Genomic DNA, 17,619 nt, shown 5'->3' with positions numbered 1-17,619 from the left:
ACCAGTAGCACCAGCAGATGCGGGTAAATTTGTTACAGCAGGTGATATTGCTAACGCTATTAATAATAGTGGTTTCAATGCAACTTCAGGTAAGACGACAGGTAGTGTAAGTGGAACGACCAATGAATTGGTTAATCCGGGTGAGACGTTGACGTTCCAAGCGGGCGACAACATGGTATTGACGCAAACTGGTAATATATTTAATTATGGTGTAAGTAAAAATCCTGTGTTTGATAGTGTTACAGCAGGACCTGTTAAGATTGATGCGGCGGGTATCAATGCAGGTGGTAAAACCATCAGCAACCTTGCACCAGGTGTAAATCCAACAGATGCAGCAACAGTAGGTCAGTTGCCAGAAGTTAAAGCTGGAACGGGAGCAAGTGTTGCAGAATCAACTGGCACAAATGGTCAGAAAGTTTATACAGTAAGTGCAACAGGTGTAGCAGCACCGACGACTAACTTGACGACTACACCAGATGGTAAAGTTGCTGAACCAGCAGCGGGTACAGAAACTGGCTTAACGAATGCTCAAACTGTAACAAATGCAATCAACAAAGCAGGCTTTAAAGTTGCTCAAAATGGTGTTGCACAACCTGACTTAGTGAATGCTGGTGACACAGTTGACTTTGTTAATGGTAATTTAACTACAGCAAAAGTAACGACTACACCGACAGGTGCGCAAGTAAGTTATGACGTGAACGCACAAGCGGTAACGAATGCAAGTCAATTGCCAGTTGTGTACACTGATGCAGCAGGTAACAAACTTGTTAAAGATCCAGTATCAGGCAACTTCTATCCAGCGAATGCAGATGGCACACCAAATAAAACATTGCCAGAAGTACCAGCGGATCAAGTTACTGCAAGCATGAACAGTGGTGGTAACACAACAGTCAATAGTCCAACGACGTTGGGTAATGTGAAGAGCACATTGCCAACTACTTACAGTTCAACAAAGGATTCAGCAGGCAACGCAGTCACTCCAACTGTAGAACAGCCATTACCGAATTTAACAGCTACACAGTTGAACAACGCAGCGACAGTCGGCGATGTACTGAATGCAGGGTTTAACTTACAAAATAACGGCACAGCACGCGATTTTGTAAAACCTTACGATACTGTTAATTTTGTCAATGGAAAAGGCACTGTTGCGAATGTGACAACAAGTGCTGATGGCAAAAATAATGATGTAAAAGTCAATGTTGATTATTCGAACCTTACTGTGAATGTGGGTGGTAATAAAGTCGCTATTGTTGATAATGGTGATGGTACATTTACTTATAATTTGCCAGCAGCTGGTGGTAATGGTGGTTCAGGTATCAACGTGAATGGCGGCACAACCAATGCAGGTACGACTACTCCTACAGGTACAGGTACAACCTTAATCAATGGTCAAGGTACTAGCGTAAGTGTGAATCCTACTACTGGCGTGATCAAAGTAGACAGTCCATTGGCGTACAAAAACAATGTGAATACTGCAGATACTTCTACACCGACAGATACTGTAAACTTAGTAGGTGCTAAACCTGTACAAATGAATAATTTGGCAAGTGGTGTTCGTACTAATGGTGCTGAGCCTGCTGTAGGTGTTGCTCGTGCCCAAGCAATCAAAACGGCATCTGGCGATGCGTTGAATAATGCTGCAAACATTGGTGATATCCAATCTGCTGCAAAAGCAGCCACTGCTGAAGTGAAGAGTAGCGACAACAGCGTATCTGTAGATACGACTTATGGTGCGAATGGTCAGCCGATTTATGATGTGAAAGTCAATACTGCTGGTCTTATCAACCAAATCAATCAACAGCTTGGTGACGTTGCGGAAGATGCCCGTGCAGGAACATCTGCAGCAATGGCAATGGCAAGCTTGCCACAAGCGTATATTCCAGGTAAATCAATGTTGACTGGTGGTATCTCGACTTATCGTGGTCAAGGTGCGATTGCTGTTGGTTTGTCTAAGTTGTCTGATAACGGTCGTTGGGTACTTAAGCTTAGCGGTACAGCAGATACCAAAGGTAATGCAGGTGCAGCAGCAGGTGCTGGTTTCCACTTCTAAGTAATGAAAAGGATGTACGGCAGGATATGGCGTACATCCACTCCATACAGGACTATTTCGAGATACACGATGAAAAAATTATATGTAGCAAGTGCAATGACTTTACTCGCAGTGAGCTTAACTGGCTGTGTAGGCACAAAGTATTTAAGTAAGGATATTACCAACGAAGGTACTGTTGAGAAAGAAAACATTGTTTTTCCTGAGCTTGATAAAGCATGGCAAAAAGATGGTCAATTTCCAAATAGTGAAAACTTGTCAAAAATTAAACCAGGTATTGCCAAAGACGAGCTTTATCAGTTGATTGGTCGTCCACACTTTAGCGAAAGACAACACGCACGTGAATGGGACTACATTATGAAGTTCTATCAAGCGGATGAGTCAGTCAAGATCTGTCAATACAAAGTGATTTTTGATAAAGATTACAAAGGTCAAGAATTTTACTGGAAGCCTGCTGATTGTGCTCAATATGCACAAGCCCCACGTGTGACTTCACCAACAGGTGCATCACCATCTGTGGTACCTGTTGCAGTGATACCAAAAGTGATGACTGAGAAATTCAACTTGGGTGCTGATGCGTTGTTTGAATTTGACAAATGGCGTACCGAAGACATGAAACCAGAAGGTCGTCGTCAATTAGATGAGCTTGCGGTGAAATTGTTAGAGTGGGAAAAACGTGGTGAATCACGTATCAACATCGTTGGTCATACAGACCTACTTGGTGAAGATGCCTATAACATGAACTTGTCTATGTTACGTGCACAGACTGTACGTTCTTACTTGGCGACGCGTGGTGTTAATTCATCTACTATGATGTCATCGGGTGCAGGTGAGTCTGAGCCAGTGAAACAATGTGATATGAACTTGGCACGTCCACAGTTGATCGAATGTTTACAACCAAACCGTCGTGTTGAAGTTTCAGTAACCATTTATACGCATTAATTTGTATTTCCCATACTGAAAAGTGATTATAAAAATGCTGAGTCCGCTCGGCATTTTTTATTTTTACAATGTAGATAACTCATTAAAAATGAGAAGAAAAATGACATTGATGTCGTTTTTATAAAAAATAGATTAAATTGTCATATTTTGTGATAAAAAAAACATTTTTTTAATAAAAAGTACTTGGTGATTTTACAAAAACATAGAATAATTATCGCCCTAGAATTCAGTTAAAAAAAGCCAGCTATGTCGCATATTTCAGTTTTACTTGATGCTACCGTGAATGCTGTATTGGCAGAGCGTCAAACAGGCATATTTGTCGATGCGACCTTTGGACGTGGCGGACATAGCCGTGCTTTATTACAAAAATTAGATAGCGATGCACGTTTAATTGCTTTTGACAAAGATCCTCAGGCGATTGCAGTTGCACAAGCCTTGGCTACTGAAGACAGCCGTTTTCAAATTATTCATGCTAGCTTTGCGGATTTGTCAGAACAGCTAAATCAGATTGGTGTTAATCGAGTTGATGGGATCATGGCAGATTTGGGCGTATCCTCACCTCAGTTAGACCAAGCCGAGCGTGGTTTTAGCTTTATGCATGACGGTCCTTTAGATATGCGTATGGACGATAGCCAAGGGCAGACCGCTGCAGATTGGTTACTTGAGATCGATGAGCAAGACTTGGCTGACGTGATTTTTCAATATGGCGAAGAACGTTATAGTCGTCGTATTGCCAAAGCCATCAAACAGCGTATCACGCAATCAGGCAGAATCAATACGACTGCTGAACTTGCTGAATTGGTTAAAACAGCACACCCGAAATGGGAAAAACATAAGCATCCAGCGACACGTACTTTCCAAGCGATTCGTATTGCGATTAATACTGAACTAGATGATATTGAACGCTTTTTGCCCCAAGCAGTCGAGATGTTGGCAGTTGATGGTCGTTTGGCAGTGATTAGTTTCCACTCACTCGAAGACCGTTTAATTAAGCAGTTTATCCAAGCTGAATCTAGTTTTCCAGAAGACACGGGCATCGGCATGCCAGTCGCACAAAAAGATACTAGACGTCTAAAAAAAATCGACCGTGTCAAAGCCAGCGATGCAGAAGTCAAAGCCAATCCGCGTGCCAGAAGTGCATGGTTACGCGTGGCAGCACGTCGTGCACAAGGGCAATCTCATGATTAAGAAGTGGTTTAAAAAACAAAACCACGATAAAAATATTGTGGTACACGATATTGATTTTAGCCAAGAACAGCCTAAATCCGATACTGCTGCAAAAACTACTGCACGTGCAGATACCATCTTTGATACCGATGTCATACAAGATGAGATGCATAACCAACAAGGTAATACAGAACAGCAGTCTGGCAAAACAGATAAAAATCTGAGTAAGACCACAGCACACAAGCAAAGTCGTCTTGGTCCTTTAGATTTATTTTTACAGCAGCAAGAAAAAAAGAAAAACTCAAAATGGAAAGATTATGTGGTGTTGCTCAGCATTATCACAATCTTATTTTTTTCAGGCTACCAAGTTGTACGCCAAGTCTATGATTATCGTAAAGATTATCGTGAATACAATCAATTACTACAAGAAAAAGAGCATATGAATGGTGAATGGGGACGTTTGCTGATTGAGCAACAAACTTTTGGTGCGACAGGTCAGGTTGGTACAGTTGCCGTAACGCAACTCAAAATGTATTCTCCCCCAGTATCACAGACAATTGTGATTGCAGGCGACAAGGTGCAAAAATAGGTTATTGTCATGACAGTTAAAAAGAATAAACGATTTTTGTCACAAAAAAAATCATCAGCTGCTGTTGCAGAAAAGCCAAGTATAGACAAAGACTTGTGGCGTTTTCGTCTATTGTGGGGTGCGACAGCATTTGCTTTTTGCTTGTTGACGGGTCGTGCCTTGTGGATTCAAGTCATCAATCAAGACTTTTTCCAAAGTAAAGTTGAAGACAATATCGTCAAAGATGAAACTTTACGTGCTATGCGTGGTACGATTACTGACCGCAACGGTGTACCTTTGGCAATCAGTACGCCAGTCATGACGGTAATGCTCGATCCAAAAGAATATTATTCTGCCAAGGATCAAATGGAAAATGTCCTAGATCAGCTCAAAAAAGGCAATAAAGACGGTCATTTCAATCATATTTTGAATCAATTTCCAAATGGCAAAATTGATGATGATAAATTGGTTGAAGCACAGCAATTTTTAAATAAAAATTTGCCAGAAAAAAGCCGTTTACGTTTGCTGATGCCAAACCGTGAGTTAGATCTGAATCTGTTGGCAAAAGCAGTTGAAGCCGATCCAGTAAAATTAAAACAAGATGTCTACGCACGTCGTAATACACGATATTTGTTGTTAAAAAAACAAGTCCCACCAGATCAAGTGCAAGCATTATTGGATAAACGTTTCCAAGGTTTGACCACTGAGAAAGAATACAAGCGATACTATCCACAAGCACAGCCGAATGCGCAGATTGTTGGTCTTGCCAATTCTGCAGGTAAAGGCATTGAAGGTCTAGAGTTACAATGGAATGAGAAGCTAACAGGTCAGGACGGCTTACAGCGAATTATCCGTGACCGTCGTGGTAATCAGCTTAAGATTGATCAAGTGGTCAATCCACGTAAAGACGGTCAGACGCTCGCTTTAAGTTTAGACTCACGTCTGCAATATGTGATGTACCGAGAATTGGCTGCGGCAGGTGTTGAAAATAAAGCACGTTCGGCAACAGCGATTGCCGTAGACATCAAAACGGGTGAGATTTTGGCAATGAACAGTTGGCCATCATACAACCCTAATGATCCGAGTAGCTTTGGCAACAAAGATGCCATGCGAAATCGTGTTGCGATTGATTCATTTGAGCCAGGTTCGACCATGAAGCCATTCACGATTATGTTAGGCTTGAAGAATGGCAAATTTAGCACAAATTCTTATGTCAACACATCGCCTGGCACAATGCGTATCGCTGGTCATAACATCCATGATACGCACAATTATGGCAACTTATCTTTGGGTGGTATCATCATTAAGTCATCCAACGTCGGTGCCGCCAAAGTCGCATTATCTATGCCTTATGCAGATTTGCCTAATTTTTACAAAAAGATTGGCTTTGGTAAAACCACAGCAGTGGGCTTCCCTGGTGAAAGTGCAGGGTTGATTTTGCCTCCATCTCGCTGGAATATTTCTGAAGTGGCAACCATGTCTTATGGTTATGGTCTAAACGTGACTGCCTTACAATTGGTACAGGCTTATGCCATGATTGCCAACAAAGGTAGAGAAATGCCTTTAAGCTTATACAAAGTCGATACACCACCACAAGGCGAGCAAATCGTCAGTGAAAAAATCGCTACTGATGTCTTAAAAATGCTTGAAGGTGTGACGCAACCTGGTGGTACGGCAACCCAAGCTACAATCCCTGGTTATCGTGTAGGCGGAAAAACCGGTACGGCACACAAAGTGCGTACAGATGGTAAGGGCTATTCCAACTCAGAATATCGTGCATTGTTCGCAGGTGTAGCACCGATCAGCGATCCGAGACTGGCTTTGGTCGTGGTTGTCGAAAATCCACAAGGCAAATACTACGGTGGGTTGGTTGCTGCGCCAGTTTTTGCTAAAATCATGCAAGAATCCCTACGCTTACTTAATGTACCGTTAGACCGTGCTTTAGACATGCCAAAAGAGAGCGATACACCATGATTTGCCTAAACCAAATTGTTATAGATGAAACAATGCAACAACCAGTATGGGCAAATGACGCTTTTACTGGCTTTTGCTTAGATAGCCGAAAAATCCAAACAGGACAAATTTTTGTTTTGCTGCAAGGTTATGCGAATCCAGATCTGGATCAAGCGAGAAACTATATCGAGAGTGCTTTGGCACATGGTGCAATCGGCGTCATGACTGAGATTGCGGCATTACAAAAAGAAGAAAAAGTATTGTATTTGCCTGATTTAAGACAAAAAATAGGTCACTTACAACAACAATTTTTACAATTACAACAACCGCAAGCCTTAGCAAAAGTGGTTGCAGTCACGGGTACTAACGGCAAAACAACAATTTCACGCCTGATCGCAGAATTACTCACTTTTTTAAATCATAAAACAGCGGTTATGGGGACGACTGGCAACGGTATTTTGCCTCATCTTATGGCATCAACGCATACCACATTAGACGCTTTACAATTACAACAACATTATTATCAATATAGTCAGCAAGGTGCTGAATATCTGTCTTTAGAAGCCAGTTCACATGGTTTAGACCAAGGGCGTTTGGCTGGTTTGCCGATTGAAGTAGCAGTATATAGCAATCTGAGCCGTGATCATTTGGATTATCATGGCGATTTGTCAGCATATGCCAAAGCCAAAGCCCAATTGTTTCAATTTCCAAGCTTACAATATGCCGTATTGAATCTTGATGATGCATCTACAGAAATCATGCGTCATGCTTGTGAAAATAATTCAGCTTGTCCAGTAGTACGTGGCTATTCTACAAAAGATTTGCAAGCAGATTATTTTGCTCAAGACATTGAGTTTAGCCTTCAAGGTGCAAATTTCAATTTGATCTATCAAGGACAATCTTATTCAGTTCAGAGTCCTTTATTAGGTCAATTTAATGTATCAAATGTCCTGGTAGCCATTGCCGCAGTGCATTGCATGGGATTTGATTTGCAAGATATTTGCCAGTTTGTACCACAGCTACAAGGTGCAGCAGGGCGAATGCAGACATTTACGGATGGCGAGCAACAACAAGCACGCTTATTTATTGTGGACTATGCCCATACACCAGACGCATTACAACAAGTATTGACCAGTTTACGTCATCATGTAGAAGGTCAATTGTGGGCAGTGTTCGGCTGTGGTGGCGATCGTGATCGTGGAAAACGTCCATTGATGACCCAAGCTGCACTGGATTTTGCTGATAAAATCATTCTAACGTCAGATAATCCACGCACTGAAAATTTAGATCAGATTTTTAGCGATATGGTCGATGGCTGTGTTGTAAACACCGATAATGTATTTGAGATTCGTGATCGTCGCCTTGCTATTCGTTACGCAGTACAACAGGCACAAGCTGGTGATATCGTGGTAATTGCAGGCAAGGGGCATGAAGATTATCAAGATATTGACGGCGTAAAACATTGGTTTGATGATGCTGTCGAAGTGCGTGCTGCTTTAGACGCTCAGTATCATGCCGTACCACCTACACAGCAAGTTTAAAATTTTATAAGTTTAGAGTTTTTTATGCATACTTCTACCACCAGCACGGGTCGCTTAGATCCGTGGAATAGTCAAGCTTTACAAGATGCTACACAAGGTCGCTGGCATCCTTCTGCTCCAGAAGGCGATATTCAGCGTATCGTCACTGATTCACGTGCGGCAGGTATAGGTGATGCGTTTTTGGCTTTAAAAGGTGAACGCTTTGATGCTCATGACTTTGTAGCGAATGTTGCTAAGCAAGGTGCAAAGTGTGTGATTGTCGAGCGTGAAATCGCAGGCATTGATATTCCACAATTGGTCGTTGCGGATGGTCGTCTGGCTTTGGTAGCGTTAGGTCAATACCGTCGTCAGCAATGTCAAGATCTAAAGGTCGTTGCTTTGACAGGCAGTAGCGGCAAAACCACGACTAAAGAAATGCTTGCCAGTATTTTTGCCCAATTAGGTGAAACCTTGGTGACACGTGGTAACCTCAATAACGATTTGGGTGTACCAATGATGTTACTTGAGTTGCGTCAAGATCACCGCTATGCAGTATTTGAATTGGGTGCGAACCATCAAGGCGAAATTGATTACACTGCAAAACTTGTACAACCACAGGTTGCGGGCGTGATTAATATTGGTACGGCTCATTTGGGTGAGTTTGGCGGACGTGGGGGCATTTGCCGTGCTAAAAGTGAGATTTATTCACACATTCAGGTTAATGGTGTGGCAATTGTGCCTCAGCAAGACGATTTCACAGTACAGCTTACAGATGTAGCCAAACACCAACCACAATTAAAAGCCATTTTAAGCTTTGGTAAAGGTGGTGATGTCTATGCCAAAAATATTCAGCTTAATGCACAATCTTCTCAGTTCGATTTGGTGACACCACAAGGTGAAATCCAAATCGATTTGCCTTTTGCAGGTTTGCATAATGTGCATAATGCCGAGGCGGCAGCAAGCTTTGCTTTGGGTTTAGATATTGATTTAAAAGCGATTCAAACCGGTTTGAAACAGGCGACCAATGCCAAAGGGCGACTCAATTTTATCCAAAAAAATCAATATACTTTGATTGATGATACGTATAATGCCAACCCAAACTCAATGCGTGCGGCAGCAGATGTATTAACCCAACAACAAGGCTTAAAAGTCATGGTGATTGGTGATATTGGTGAACTTGGCGATGAGTCACAAAGAGAGCATTTTGCTTTGGGACAAGCGTTGTCTAGCAAGCCTTTGGATTTAATTATAAGTGTTGGTGAATTTGCCCAAGATGTAAAACAAGGGGCAGATGCTGAACACGTACACGCTTTTAATAATCAAGCTGATGCATTGGTATTTTTACAAGATTGGCTCAATACACAACCTAATCAAGCGATCAGTTTTCTCTTTAAAGGGTCACGCTATACCCATATGGAAAACTTACTTCATGCGTTGCTGGAGAGTTTATAAATGTTACATTGGTTATTTCAGATACTCGCTGAACAGCACAGCTTTTTTAATGTTTTCCGCTATGTGAGCTTTAGAGCCATGCTAGCCATGCTGACTGCACTGGGTTTTGGTTTGGCATTTGGTCCGATGTTTATTGCTAAATTGCATGCATTAAAATATGGTCAAGCGGTCAGTACTTATGCACCAGAAGGGCATTCGAGAAAGCAAGGCACGCCAACAATGGGCGGTATTTTGATTTTGAGTTCGATTGCTATCAGCACTTTGATCTGGGCAGACTTGTCCAATCCTTATGTCTGGATTGTACTTGGTGTGATGGTGATTTTTGGTGCTGTGGGTTGGGCGGATGATTGGATTAAAATTCGTTATAAAAACAACGCAGGTTTACCAGCACGCAAAAAATTCTTTTGGACATCAGTTGGGGCGTTAGGTGCAGGGATTGCCTTGTATATGCTCGCACAGCAACAAACTAATCCAGTATATACGCGTGATATGTTGGATTTGATGATTCCATTTTTTAAGAATTTGACCATTCCTCTCTCTGCAATTCCATTTGGCTTAGCATTTATTGCTTTTACCTATTTGGTCATCAACGGTGCATCTAATGCCGTAAACATTACTGATGGTTTAGACGGCTTGGCAATTATGCCTGTGATTTTGGTTGCAGCAGGTTTAGGTGTGTTTGCTTATCTTACGGGTGACATACGCTTTGCGACATATTTGCATATTCCTTATGTGAGTTATGCATCAGAGTTGGTGTTGATTTGTGCGGCAATTTCAGGAGCTGGTTTTGCATTTTTATGGTTCAATGCAGCACCTGCTGATGTATTTATGGGTGATGTTGGCTCGCTTGCTTTGGGTGCAACCTTAGGTACAATCGCGGTGATGGTACGTCAAGAAATCGTATTTGCGATTATGGGTGGCGTATTCGTGATGGAAGCGATTTCGGTATTCTTACAAATTGGCTCACTTAAAATGCGTAACAAGCGTGTATTCTTAATGGCACCGATTCATCATCATTATGAGAAAAAAGGCTGGAAAGAAACCAAGATTGTCATTCGCTTTTGGATTATTACCATTATGCTGGTGATTTTCGGTTTGATGACACTGAAGTTAAGATAAGAAAATGACCAATATTTTCTGTAGAATAATATTTCAAAAAAGCCTTACTTTCTGTATGGCTTTTTGTATTTTAGATTAAGCATCATTAAGAGAGAAATAAGCGTAATACGAGAAGCTTCTGAGCTTCATTTTTGGATTGATTATTTTAAAATATAACCATCAATAAATATCTCGATTCAACGGCTGTGCTTGCTTGTGAACAGTGTTCTTGTGCTAAAATGAATGTGTATATTTTTTAAAATTTAGCGTTTCGTCATCGGAGTCTATATGTCACAGCCAGATATTCAAGCCATTCAAAAACAGATTCAACAAGTACAAAGCCAGTATCGTGAATGGCTTAGCTTACAAAGCAAAATTGAGCAAGCCCAAAAAGATTTGCAACGTAGTCACGAGCTGATGCAAAGTTTGGAAGAGTTTTATTTAGAAGGTGATTACTCTACCTATATGCATATGCTTGAAGATGGCGTAGAGATGGATTTGACTAGCCCAGAGATGCTAGAAAATGAGTATAGTGTGATGTCTGAAGATGCTTTATGGAATGCATCGCATCAACATCAGCAAGTACTTTGGTGGTATATGAACTTTGCAGTAAAAAGTTTGGGACCAAAGCCACTTGCTGAGGATGAAGACATCTAAATGATTTAATCACAAGGTACAATCTTGATTGCCAAGCCACCTTTAGAGGTTTCACGGTACTTAGAATTCATATCTTTGCCTGTTTCATACATGGTTTCAATCACTTTATCTAAGCTTACACGTGGTTGTGAGCTTAGTCTTAATGCCATACGACTGGCGTTAATGGCTTTGACCGAAGCAATGGCATTACGTTCGATACATGGCACTTGTACTTGTCCACCCACAGGATCACAGGTCAGACCTAGGTTATGTTCCATGGCAATTTCAGCAGCAGCGCAGACTTGCTCTGGTGTGCCACCCATAATCTCAGTCAGACCCGCGGCTGCCATTGAACAAGCAACGCCAACTTCGCCCTGACAGCCGACTTCTGCACCTGAGATGGATGCATTCATTTTATACAACGAACCAATTGCACTACACGTCAATAAATAACGCTGTATCATCTCATCATTTAGCTCTGCCACAAATTGTGAATAATATGACAGCACTGCTGGCACGATTCCGCATGCACCATTGGTCGGAGCAGTGACTACGCGACCACCTGCGGCATTTTCTTCATTGACTGCCAATGCATATAAATTTACCCAATCAATGATTTGCATCGGGTCATTATTCAGTTTATTTTGGGCTTGTAAGGTACGGCGTAAAGCAGGCGCACGACGAACGACTTTGAGCGGACCTGGTAATAGACCTTCACGATGTAAGCCACGCTCAATACATTCGTGCATGGTACGCCATATTTTAGCTAAATAATCATCTAGGTCACTTTCGCTGTGCAAAGCCAACTCATTTTGTCTGACGATACTTGAGATGGGTAAGCCTTGCTTTTGACAATGCTTAAGAATATCGGCGGCATGCTGATAAGGGTAGGGTACGTCTAAAGGTGTTTCATTGTTACGATCAAAACCATCAGCATCGATGATAAATCCACCACCAATTGAATAATAAGTTTTTTGTAAAATAAGATCTTGGGCATGGTATGCAGAGAAAGTGAGTGCATTTTCATGTTGTGGTAAAAACTCAGCATGAAAAGGCATATCTTGGATTAAATCAAATGCAATCAGATGACTTTTATGGATATGCTCGTGGAGAGAGGCTTGATTGAGATACAATTGTTGGGTGTCTTTGATCTGTTGCATCACATCATTGGTTGCATCAATATCCACTGTGTCAGGTGCATAACCCATCAGACCTAATACGATAGCACTGTCAGTGTGGTGTCCACGTCCTGTCAGTGATAGCGAGCCATAAACATCAATGTGGATTTTATCAATATAATTTAATTGTTGCTGTGCCAATAATAATTCGATAAAACATTTGGCAGCTTTCATTGGTCCGACAGTATGTGAACTAGAAGGTCCGATACCAATCTTAAAAATATCAAAGGCACTAATCATCAGGCTTATCCATGGCTATACGTTATAAAAACTTATTTTAACTTGACTAGAATCTAAAGTATAGCTGAGTTTTATATCATGATTTTTATATCAAAACAGATATTGATAAAATCTTGCTATAAAAAAGCACGCTAAATACTGGCTTTAGCGTGCTTTTCCAAAACAAAAAATTAATAACCGCGTAATTGACTTAAACGGCGTTCATTTTGGTTGATTTTTTGTTGCAATAACTGCAATCTGGCAGGCAAAGTAATCATATACAAACGTGCTTGTTGCTCATTTGGAAAGTCTAAGTTGCTACCTTTACTCAATTTATCAAATTGATCTTTTAATTTTTTATATTCTTCTTTATCTTGTTGAATGGTTGTCAGTACTTCATACACCTGTTTACCACGTTGGTTGTGTTGTTGTAGTTCTGCATTCATTTCACTTGGGCAAACATTGTTTACACTACGATTGTTAGTACCCAAAGCATAGGCAATCTGTGTTGTACAATAACGCTGTAAGCCTTTTTGTCTGCCGATTTCCCATTGAGTTTTGTCTGGTGTAACTTGTATTTTGCCACATGATTTATTGTGTTCAGTGATATAGCCCATGTCACGACCCAAAGTGCCGTCATTATAACCTATCGCTTGCCAGTCTGCAGTTTTGCATTCCTGTTTTGATAAGGTAGCACAGCCACCCAAAACCACCGCAGCACATAATAAAGTAAGTTTAGATAGGGCAGAAAATTTAAGTCTAGTCATTGGAAAAACCTCTCATATTTATCGGTTTTATAATATACCCATATCGTGAATAAATCATGATAATTCTGTAGAAATTTAATTACACATTTTCTTACATTTATGGGTATGTTATGATTATATGAAGATTTTTATCACTAAATTATTGAGTAAAAGCCATGCCCTGCACCGTTTTGATGTGTCCGATTTGTCAGTCGGCTTTAAGCCTAGAACAACACAATAGTGCAACATGGCGTTGTAGCCAAGGGCATAGTTATGATGTAGCAAAACAAGGCTATGTCAATTTACACGTGGTACAGCATAAACATAGCAAAAATCCTGGTGATACTGTGGATAGTGTTCAAGCCAGAAGACGTTTTTTGAGTGCAGGTCATTATCAAGCCTTACAACAGCAAATTGTTCAAGTACTTTCTGATTTTGACATTGGTATCGTGGTCGATATTGGTTGTGGCGAGGGCTATTATAGCCAAGCACTTGCACAAACTGCAGAGCAGGTGATTGCAGTTGATATTGCCAAAAATGCAGTACAAATCGCTGCCAAACAAGATCGTGAAGGGCAGGTGACTTGGGTGGTTGGTACGGGTGCGGTATTACCAGTGCTTTCTCATACTGTAGATGTATGTTGTAGTTTTTTTAGTCCTTTACCTAAAGCAGAGATGTTACGTTTGCTTAAAGATGAGGGGTACGTATTATTTGCTACACCGAATACAGGACATCTGTTCAGTATGCGACAAGCTTTGTTTGAACAAGTCAATCCACATCAACCCGAAAAATTTTTGACACAATTACAGCCTGAATTGAGTTTGGTCAAAGAATGGGATGTAGTGCAAGATTTGCGACTAAATAGACAAGATTTAAACGATTTGATTGCCATGACACCTTATGCTTACAAAGCCAAACTCGAACATCGTGAGCAATTGCAACAGCAAGATCACTTCCACACGCAAGCCCAATTCAAGTTGTATCTTATGCAAAAAGTAAGTCCTTGATTAAAAAACATAAGTCGTAATAAAAGTTCTTAATCAGCATTTAAAAGTGTGAAATTTTTTTACAAATTTATCAATTATGTTAAGATTCTCACACTTTTTGTAAGACAAAAGATATACAAGGAGTATATGTGTCAGCTGATACACAAACGTTATTAACACGTCTGCAAGAAAGTTTACCAAGCCGTAAGTTAAAAGTTAAAGATATTGGTGATGGTGGCGTATTAAATCAATTACTTTGGCCTATAGTGTTCTTAGCAATTGTTTTGCTTTCCATTGTTGTTGTGGTAGATGGTGGTAAGCAAATCCTTAGCGATCGTAAAATTGCCAACGATCCTGTAGAAGTAGTCGATGCTATGGTCGATGGTAGCTGTAAAAGAACCAAACTGTCATTTGTAAAATCTTGCGATGTTGCTATTCAAGCACAAGGACAATCTGTCAAACATGACTTTACATTTATTGCTTTTAGCAATGAAGACTATGAAGCAAAAGTCCTTGCACAAAAAGACAATCCAACAAATATGAACGTTGATGTCGCCATCAATCACATGGGCGGTCGTATTTTGGTTTTAGTTGGATTTGGATTGTTAGGTTTATTAGGCTTGCTTCTTGCCTTGATGAGCTTTAGAGCGATTCCACGCCGCCTAAAAATGATAAAAAATTTGAATGAAAATCAGCCATGGACATTCATTACATTACCTGTTGAAATCGATGAAAATATGACGACTTACAAAAGTCATGTGGACGGTAAAGAACATACTTTCCATATCGAACATAAGAAAAATGAACCATGGTTATTAAACCCTGAAGACAATACACAAGTCATTGCCATCAAATCAGGTGAAACAGTGTTGCCATTATATAAATCTTTGCACAACATTGATTTTACTGATGCAGAAAGACAGAAATTGCTAGAAACTTATCGTATGAATTGGTAAGTGCTAAGCTTGCATACTTTGCTATGAGTATTTTGATATAAATATACTTTGCATTCTCATCGACACCATCTAATCATCAAGAATTAGATGGTGTTTTTGATGATACGCTTATTTCAATGGTTTATCCCATTTTGATGCAGGTGCATGATAGGTGCGAAAAATTTGGATAATCTCTTCAATATCATCTGATTTAATTAACATATCGGCATAGTCTTGTTTTAAAAAGCTTTCGTTTGCCATATGCTGAATAAATTTAAATAAATCATCGTAATAATTTAGGGTATTTAAAAAAGCACACGGCTTTTGGTGGATACCAATCTGTGCCCAAGTCCACTGCTCAAACATTTCTTCCATCGTGCCAGCACCGCCCGCCAAAGCAATAAAACCATCTGCCAGATCTGCCATTTTTTGTTTACGCTGGTGCATATTTTCCACCACATAAAGTTCAGTCAAATGTTTATGGGCGATTTCTTTGTCCACCAAATGTTTGGTCATGACACCAACCACCTTGCCACCTGCTGCCAAACACGCATTTGCGACTTCACCCATCAAGCCCACATGTCCACCGCCATAAACTAAAGTAATGTTTTGCTGTGCTAAAGTTTTGCCCACCAAACGTGCTTGTTCAGCGTAAATGTCGTGCTGTCCTATCAATGAACCACAGTAGATTGCGATGGCTTGCATGGTGTTTTACTCCAAAATAAAGTTGATAGATTATCGCCTATTCACAAAATTTTCAAAAAAATTTGCTAAAAATAGTTTTTTGCTAGTGATTTTGCACGCCAGCAAGCATACAATACCGCAGGTAAAATTTGGGGCAATATTGCAAGATTTACGTCATCAGCAATTTGGCAATATTTGGGTTATCTTTAAGCAAGGTATCAAGTCATGTTAGAAGCATATTATGCTACCGAGCGTGGTAGTCTTGAAGAACAACATATTGAAAATGCCCTTGATTTACAGTCTAATTTGGTTTGGGTAGATCTCATTGCACCTACCGCAGAAGAACAACAATGGTTGCTTGATGCTTATCGTCAAGAATTACCGACTTTACGCTCATTAGAAGACATTTCTTCATCAGCACGTTATTACCGTGATGACGATGGTGTTTTGCATATCAGTAGCTATTTTATGACCAAAAACCATAACTTTCAAAGTGATGGTGAAGGCGAAAATCTTGAAAATATGCTTGCCAGCAATGTGCAAACTGTGGCGTTTATTCTCACTAAAGAACGTTTGATTACCTTGCGTAGCGAAAAGTTATTGGCTTTTCGTGCCTTTCGTGTGCGTGCCAAACGTAATGATTATGAATTGGATTATAAAGACCCGATTTGGATTTTGTTGGGTTTGTTAGAAGCCAAGCTGGATGAGTTGGCAGACATCTTGGAAGATTTGCACAAGGATTTGGAGCGTTATTCATCGGAAGTGTTGAACAATCATCACCGTGAATTTGTACTAGATTTAGATGATATGATTACTCGTTTGGCACAACAAGAAGATTTATTGGGTAAAGCTCAGTTGTGTTTGATTGACTTGCGTCGTGTGTTAAATTTCTTATCTCGCCCACGTGCGTTGGGCAGTCATATTTATGATGCTGATATTCGAGAAATGAATGAAGACGTGCGTTCATTGGTAGAGCATAATGCCTTTTTATTCCAAAAAGTGCGATTTTTACTTGATACCACATCTGGATTTATTAATACTGAACAAAGCGATACCATTCGTCGATTCTCGATTTTGCCAAGTATGCTTGCACCACCGATGCTGATTGCCAGTGTATATGGTATGAATACTGATGTTTTGCCCTTTGCACATGGTGCGACCAGTTTTATTATTGTGTCGATTTTGATTATTATGGCGTTTATTTTACCGACTTTGTATTTCCGTTGGAAGAAATGGATTTGATTTTTTAACTCTTTTAATTTCAAATATAATGTTCTATACTCGTGTTATGATAATAGATAACACGAGTTTTCTATCTAGATAATGCGGTACTGCTAAATCTATTAAAAATTAGGGCATGTTGACAATTAACGCAAATTGATTATTGTTGCAGCCAGATAGATATTAGCAACAAAAGATTCATCGGTTTTCTCAGCACGCATCGCAATCTTTTTAAAATCTTTGAGCTTGCAGAAGAAATTCTCAATT

15 protein-coding genes are annotated in these 17,619 nt (G+C 40.3%); 12 read left to right on the top strand and 3 right to left on the bottom strand.

The window, feature by feature from the left end; genetic code table 11:
* From ACEYX7_RS08215 to ACEYX7_RS08175, 9 genes are all read left to right on the top strand, one after another.
* Positions 1-2,050 (top strand): YadA family autotransporter adhesin (locus ACEYX7_RS08215; protein WP_374900422.1); only part of this gene is annotated, 2,050 nt, incomplete at its 5' end.
* Positions 2,051-2,119: 69 nt separating this feature from the next.
* The gene (locus ACEYX7_RS08210; RefSeq protein ID WP_374804783.1) at positions 2,120-2,989 is read left to right on the top strand and encodes an OmpA family protein; all 870 of its coding nucleotides are present in this window, start codon (positions 2,120-2,122) and stop codon (positions 2,987-2,989) included.
* 246 nt (positions 2,990-3,235) lie between these two features.
* Complete coding sequence (gene rsmH / locus ACEYX7_RS08205) at positions 3,236-4,177, top strand: 16S rRNA (cytosine(1402)-N(4))-methyltransferase RsmH (protein WP_374804782.1); 942 nt, start codon at positions 3,236-3,238, stop codon at positions 4,175-4,177.
* Positions 4,178-4,475: 298 nt separating this feature from the next.
* Entirely contained in the window at positions 4,476-4,745 is a 270-nt protein-coding gene (locus ACEYX7_RS08200; RefSeq protein WP_374804786.1) for a cell division protein FtsL, read from the top strand.
* A 9-nt stretch (positions 4,746-4,754) separates the two neighbouring features.
* Entirely contained in the window at positions 4,755-6,698 is a 1,944-nt protein-coding gene (locus ACEYX7_RS08195) for a peptidoglycan D,D-transpeptidase FtsI family protein (RefSeq protein WP_374804781.1), read from the top strand.
* Between the two features lie 32 nt (positions 6,699-6,730).
* Complete coding sequence (locus ACEYX7_RS08190; RefSeq protein WP_374900420.1) at positions 6,731-8,218, top strand: UDP-N-acetylmuramoyl-L-alanyl-D-glutamate--2,6-diaminopimelate ligase; 1,488 nt, start codon at positions 6,731-6,733, stop codon at positions 8,216-8,218.
* Between the two features lie 24 nt (positions 8,219-8,242).
* Positions 8,243-9,649 (top strand): UDP-N-acetylmuramoyl-tripeptide--D-alanyl-D-alanine ligase, encoded by a 1,407-nt coding sequence (locus tag ACEYX7_RS08185; RefSeq protein ID WP_374900419.1) that lies wholly within the window; start codon positions 8,243-8,245, stop codon positions 9,647-9,649.
* Positions 9,650-10,768, top strand: coding sequence for a phospho-N-acetylmuramoyl-pentapeptide-transferase (gene mraY / locus ACEYX7_RS08180; RefSeq protein ID WP_374804778.1), 1,119 nt, complete (start codon positions 9,650-9,652; stop codon positions 10,766-10,768).
* 267 nt (positions 10,769-11,035) lie between these two features.
* Entirely contained in the window at positions 11,036-11,404 is a 369-nt protein-coding gene (locus ACEYX7_RS08175; protein ID WP_374804777.1) for a DUF4298 domain-containing protein, read from the top strand.
* 5 nt (positions 11,405-11,409) lie between these two features.
* On the opposite strand, the gene ACEYX7_RS08170 is transcribed toward ACEYX7_RS08175, so the two are convergent.
* Together ACEYX7_RS08170 and ACEYX7_RS08165 are read right to left on the bottom strand one after the other, a co-directional pair.
* Positions 11,410-12,804, bottom strand: coding sequence for an L-serine ammonia-lyase (locus ACEYX7_RS08170; RefSeq protein WP_374804785.1), 1,395 nt, complete (start codon positions 12,802-12,804; stop codon positions 11,410-11,412).
* Between the two features lie 167 nt (positions 12,805-12,971).
* Positions 12,972-13,547: a DUF2799 domain-containing protein gene (locus ACEYX7_RS08165; RefSeq protein WP_374804776.1), complete on the bottom strand. Its 576-nt coding sequence runs from the start codon at positions 13,545-13,547 to the stop codon at positions 12,972-12,974.
* A 155-nt stretch (positions 13,548-13,702) separates the two neighbouring features.
* Between ACEYX7_RS08165 and ACEYX7_RS08160 the strand changes: the two genes are divergently transcribed.
* Together ACEYX7_RS08160 and ACEYX7_RS08155 are read left to right on the top strand one after the other, a co-directional pair.
* A complete protein-coding gene (locus ACEYX7_RS08160) occupies positions 13,703-14,533 on the top strand; it encodes a putative RNA methyltransferase (RefSeq protein ID WP_374804775.1) in 831 nt (276 codons plus the stop codon).
* 128 nt (positions 14,534-14,661) lie between these two features.
* On the top strand, positions 14,662-15,468 hold the full coding sequence (locus ACEYX7_RS08155) for a hypothetical protein (protein ID WP_374804774.1): 807 nt from the start codon (positions 14,662-14,664) through the stop codon (positions 15,466-15,468).
* Positions 15,469-15,576: 108 nt separating this feature from the next.
* Here ACEYX7_RS08155 and ACEYX7_RS08150 read toward each other — a convergent pair whose 3' ends face one another.
* Entirely contained in the window at positions 15,577-16,152 is a 576-nt protein-coding gene (locus tag ACEYX7_RS08150) for an LOG family protein (RefSeq protein WP_374804773.1), read from the bottom strand.
* Positions 16,153-16,356: 204 nt separating this feature from the next.
* Between ACEYX7_RS08150 and ACEYX7_RS08145 the strand changes: the two genes are divergently transcribed.
* Positions 16,357-17,373, top strand: a complete 1,017-nt coding sequence (locus ACEYX7_RS08145) for a magnesium and cobalt transport protein CorA (RefSeq protein ID WP_374804772.1) — start codon at positions 16,357-16,359, stop codon at positions 17,371-17,373.
* Positions 17,374-17,619 lie beyond the last annotated feature (246 nt).

The sequence above is a fragment of the Hubeiibacter jixunmingi genome (assembly GCF_041928215.1).
Classification (GTDB): Bacteria; Pseudomonadota; Gammaproteobacteria; order Pseudomonadales; family Moraxellaceae; genus Acinetobacter.
The sequence above is the reverse complement of the archived record's forward strand: the minus strand, read 5'-3'. Positions and strand labels throughout refer to the sequence as shown.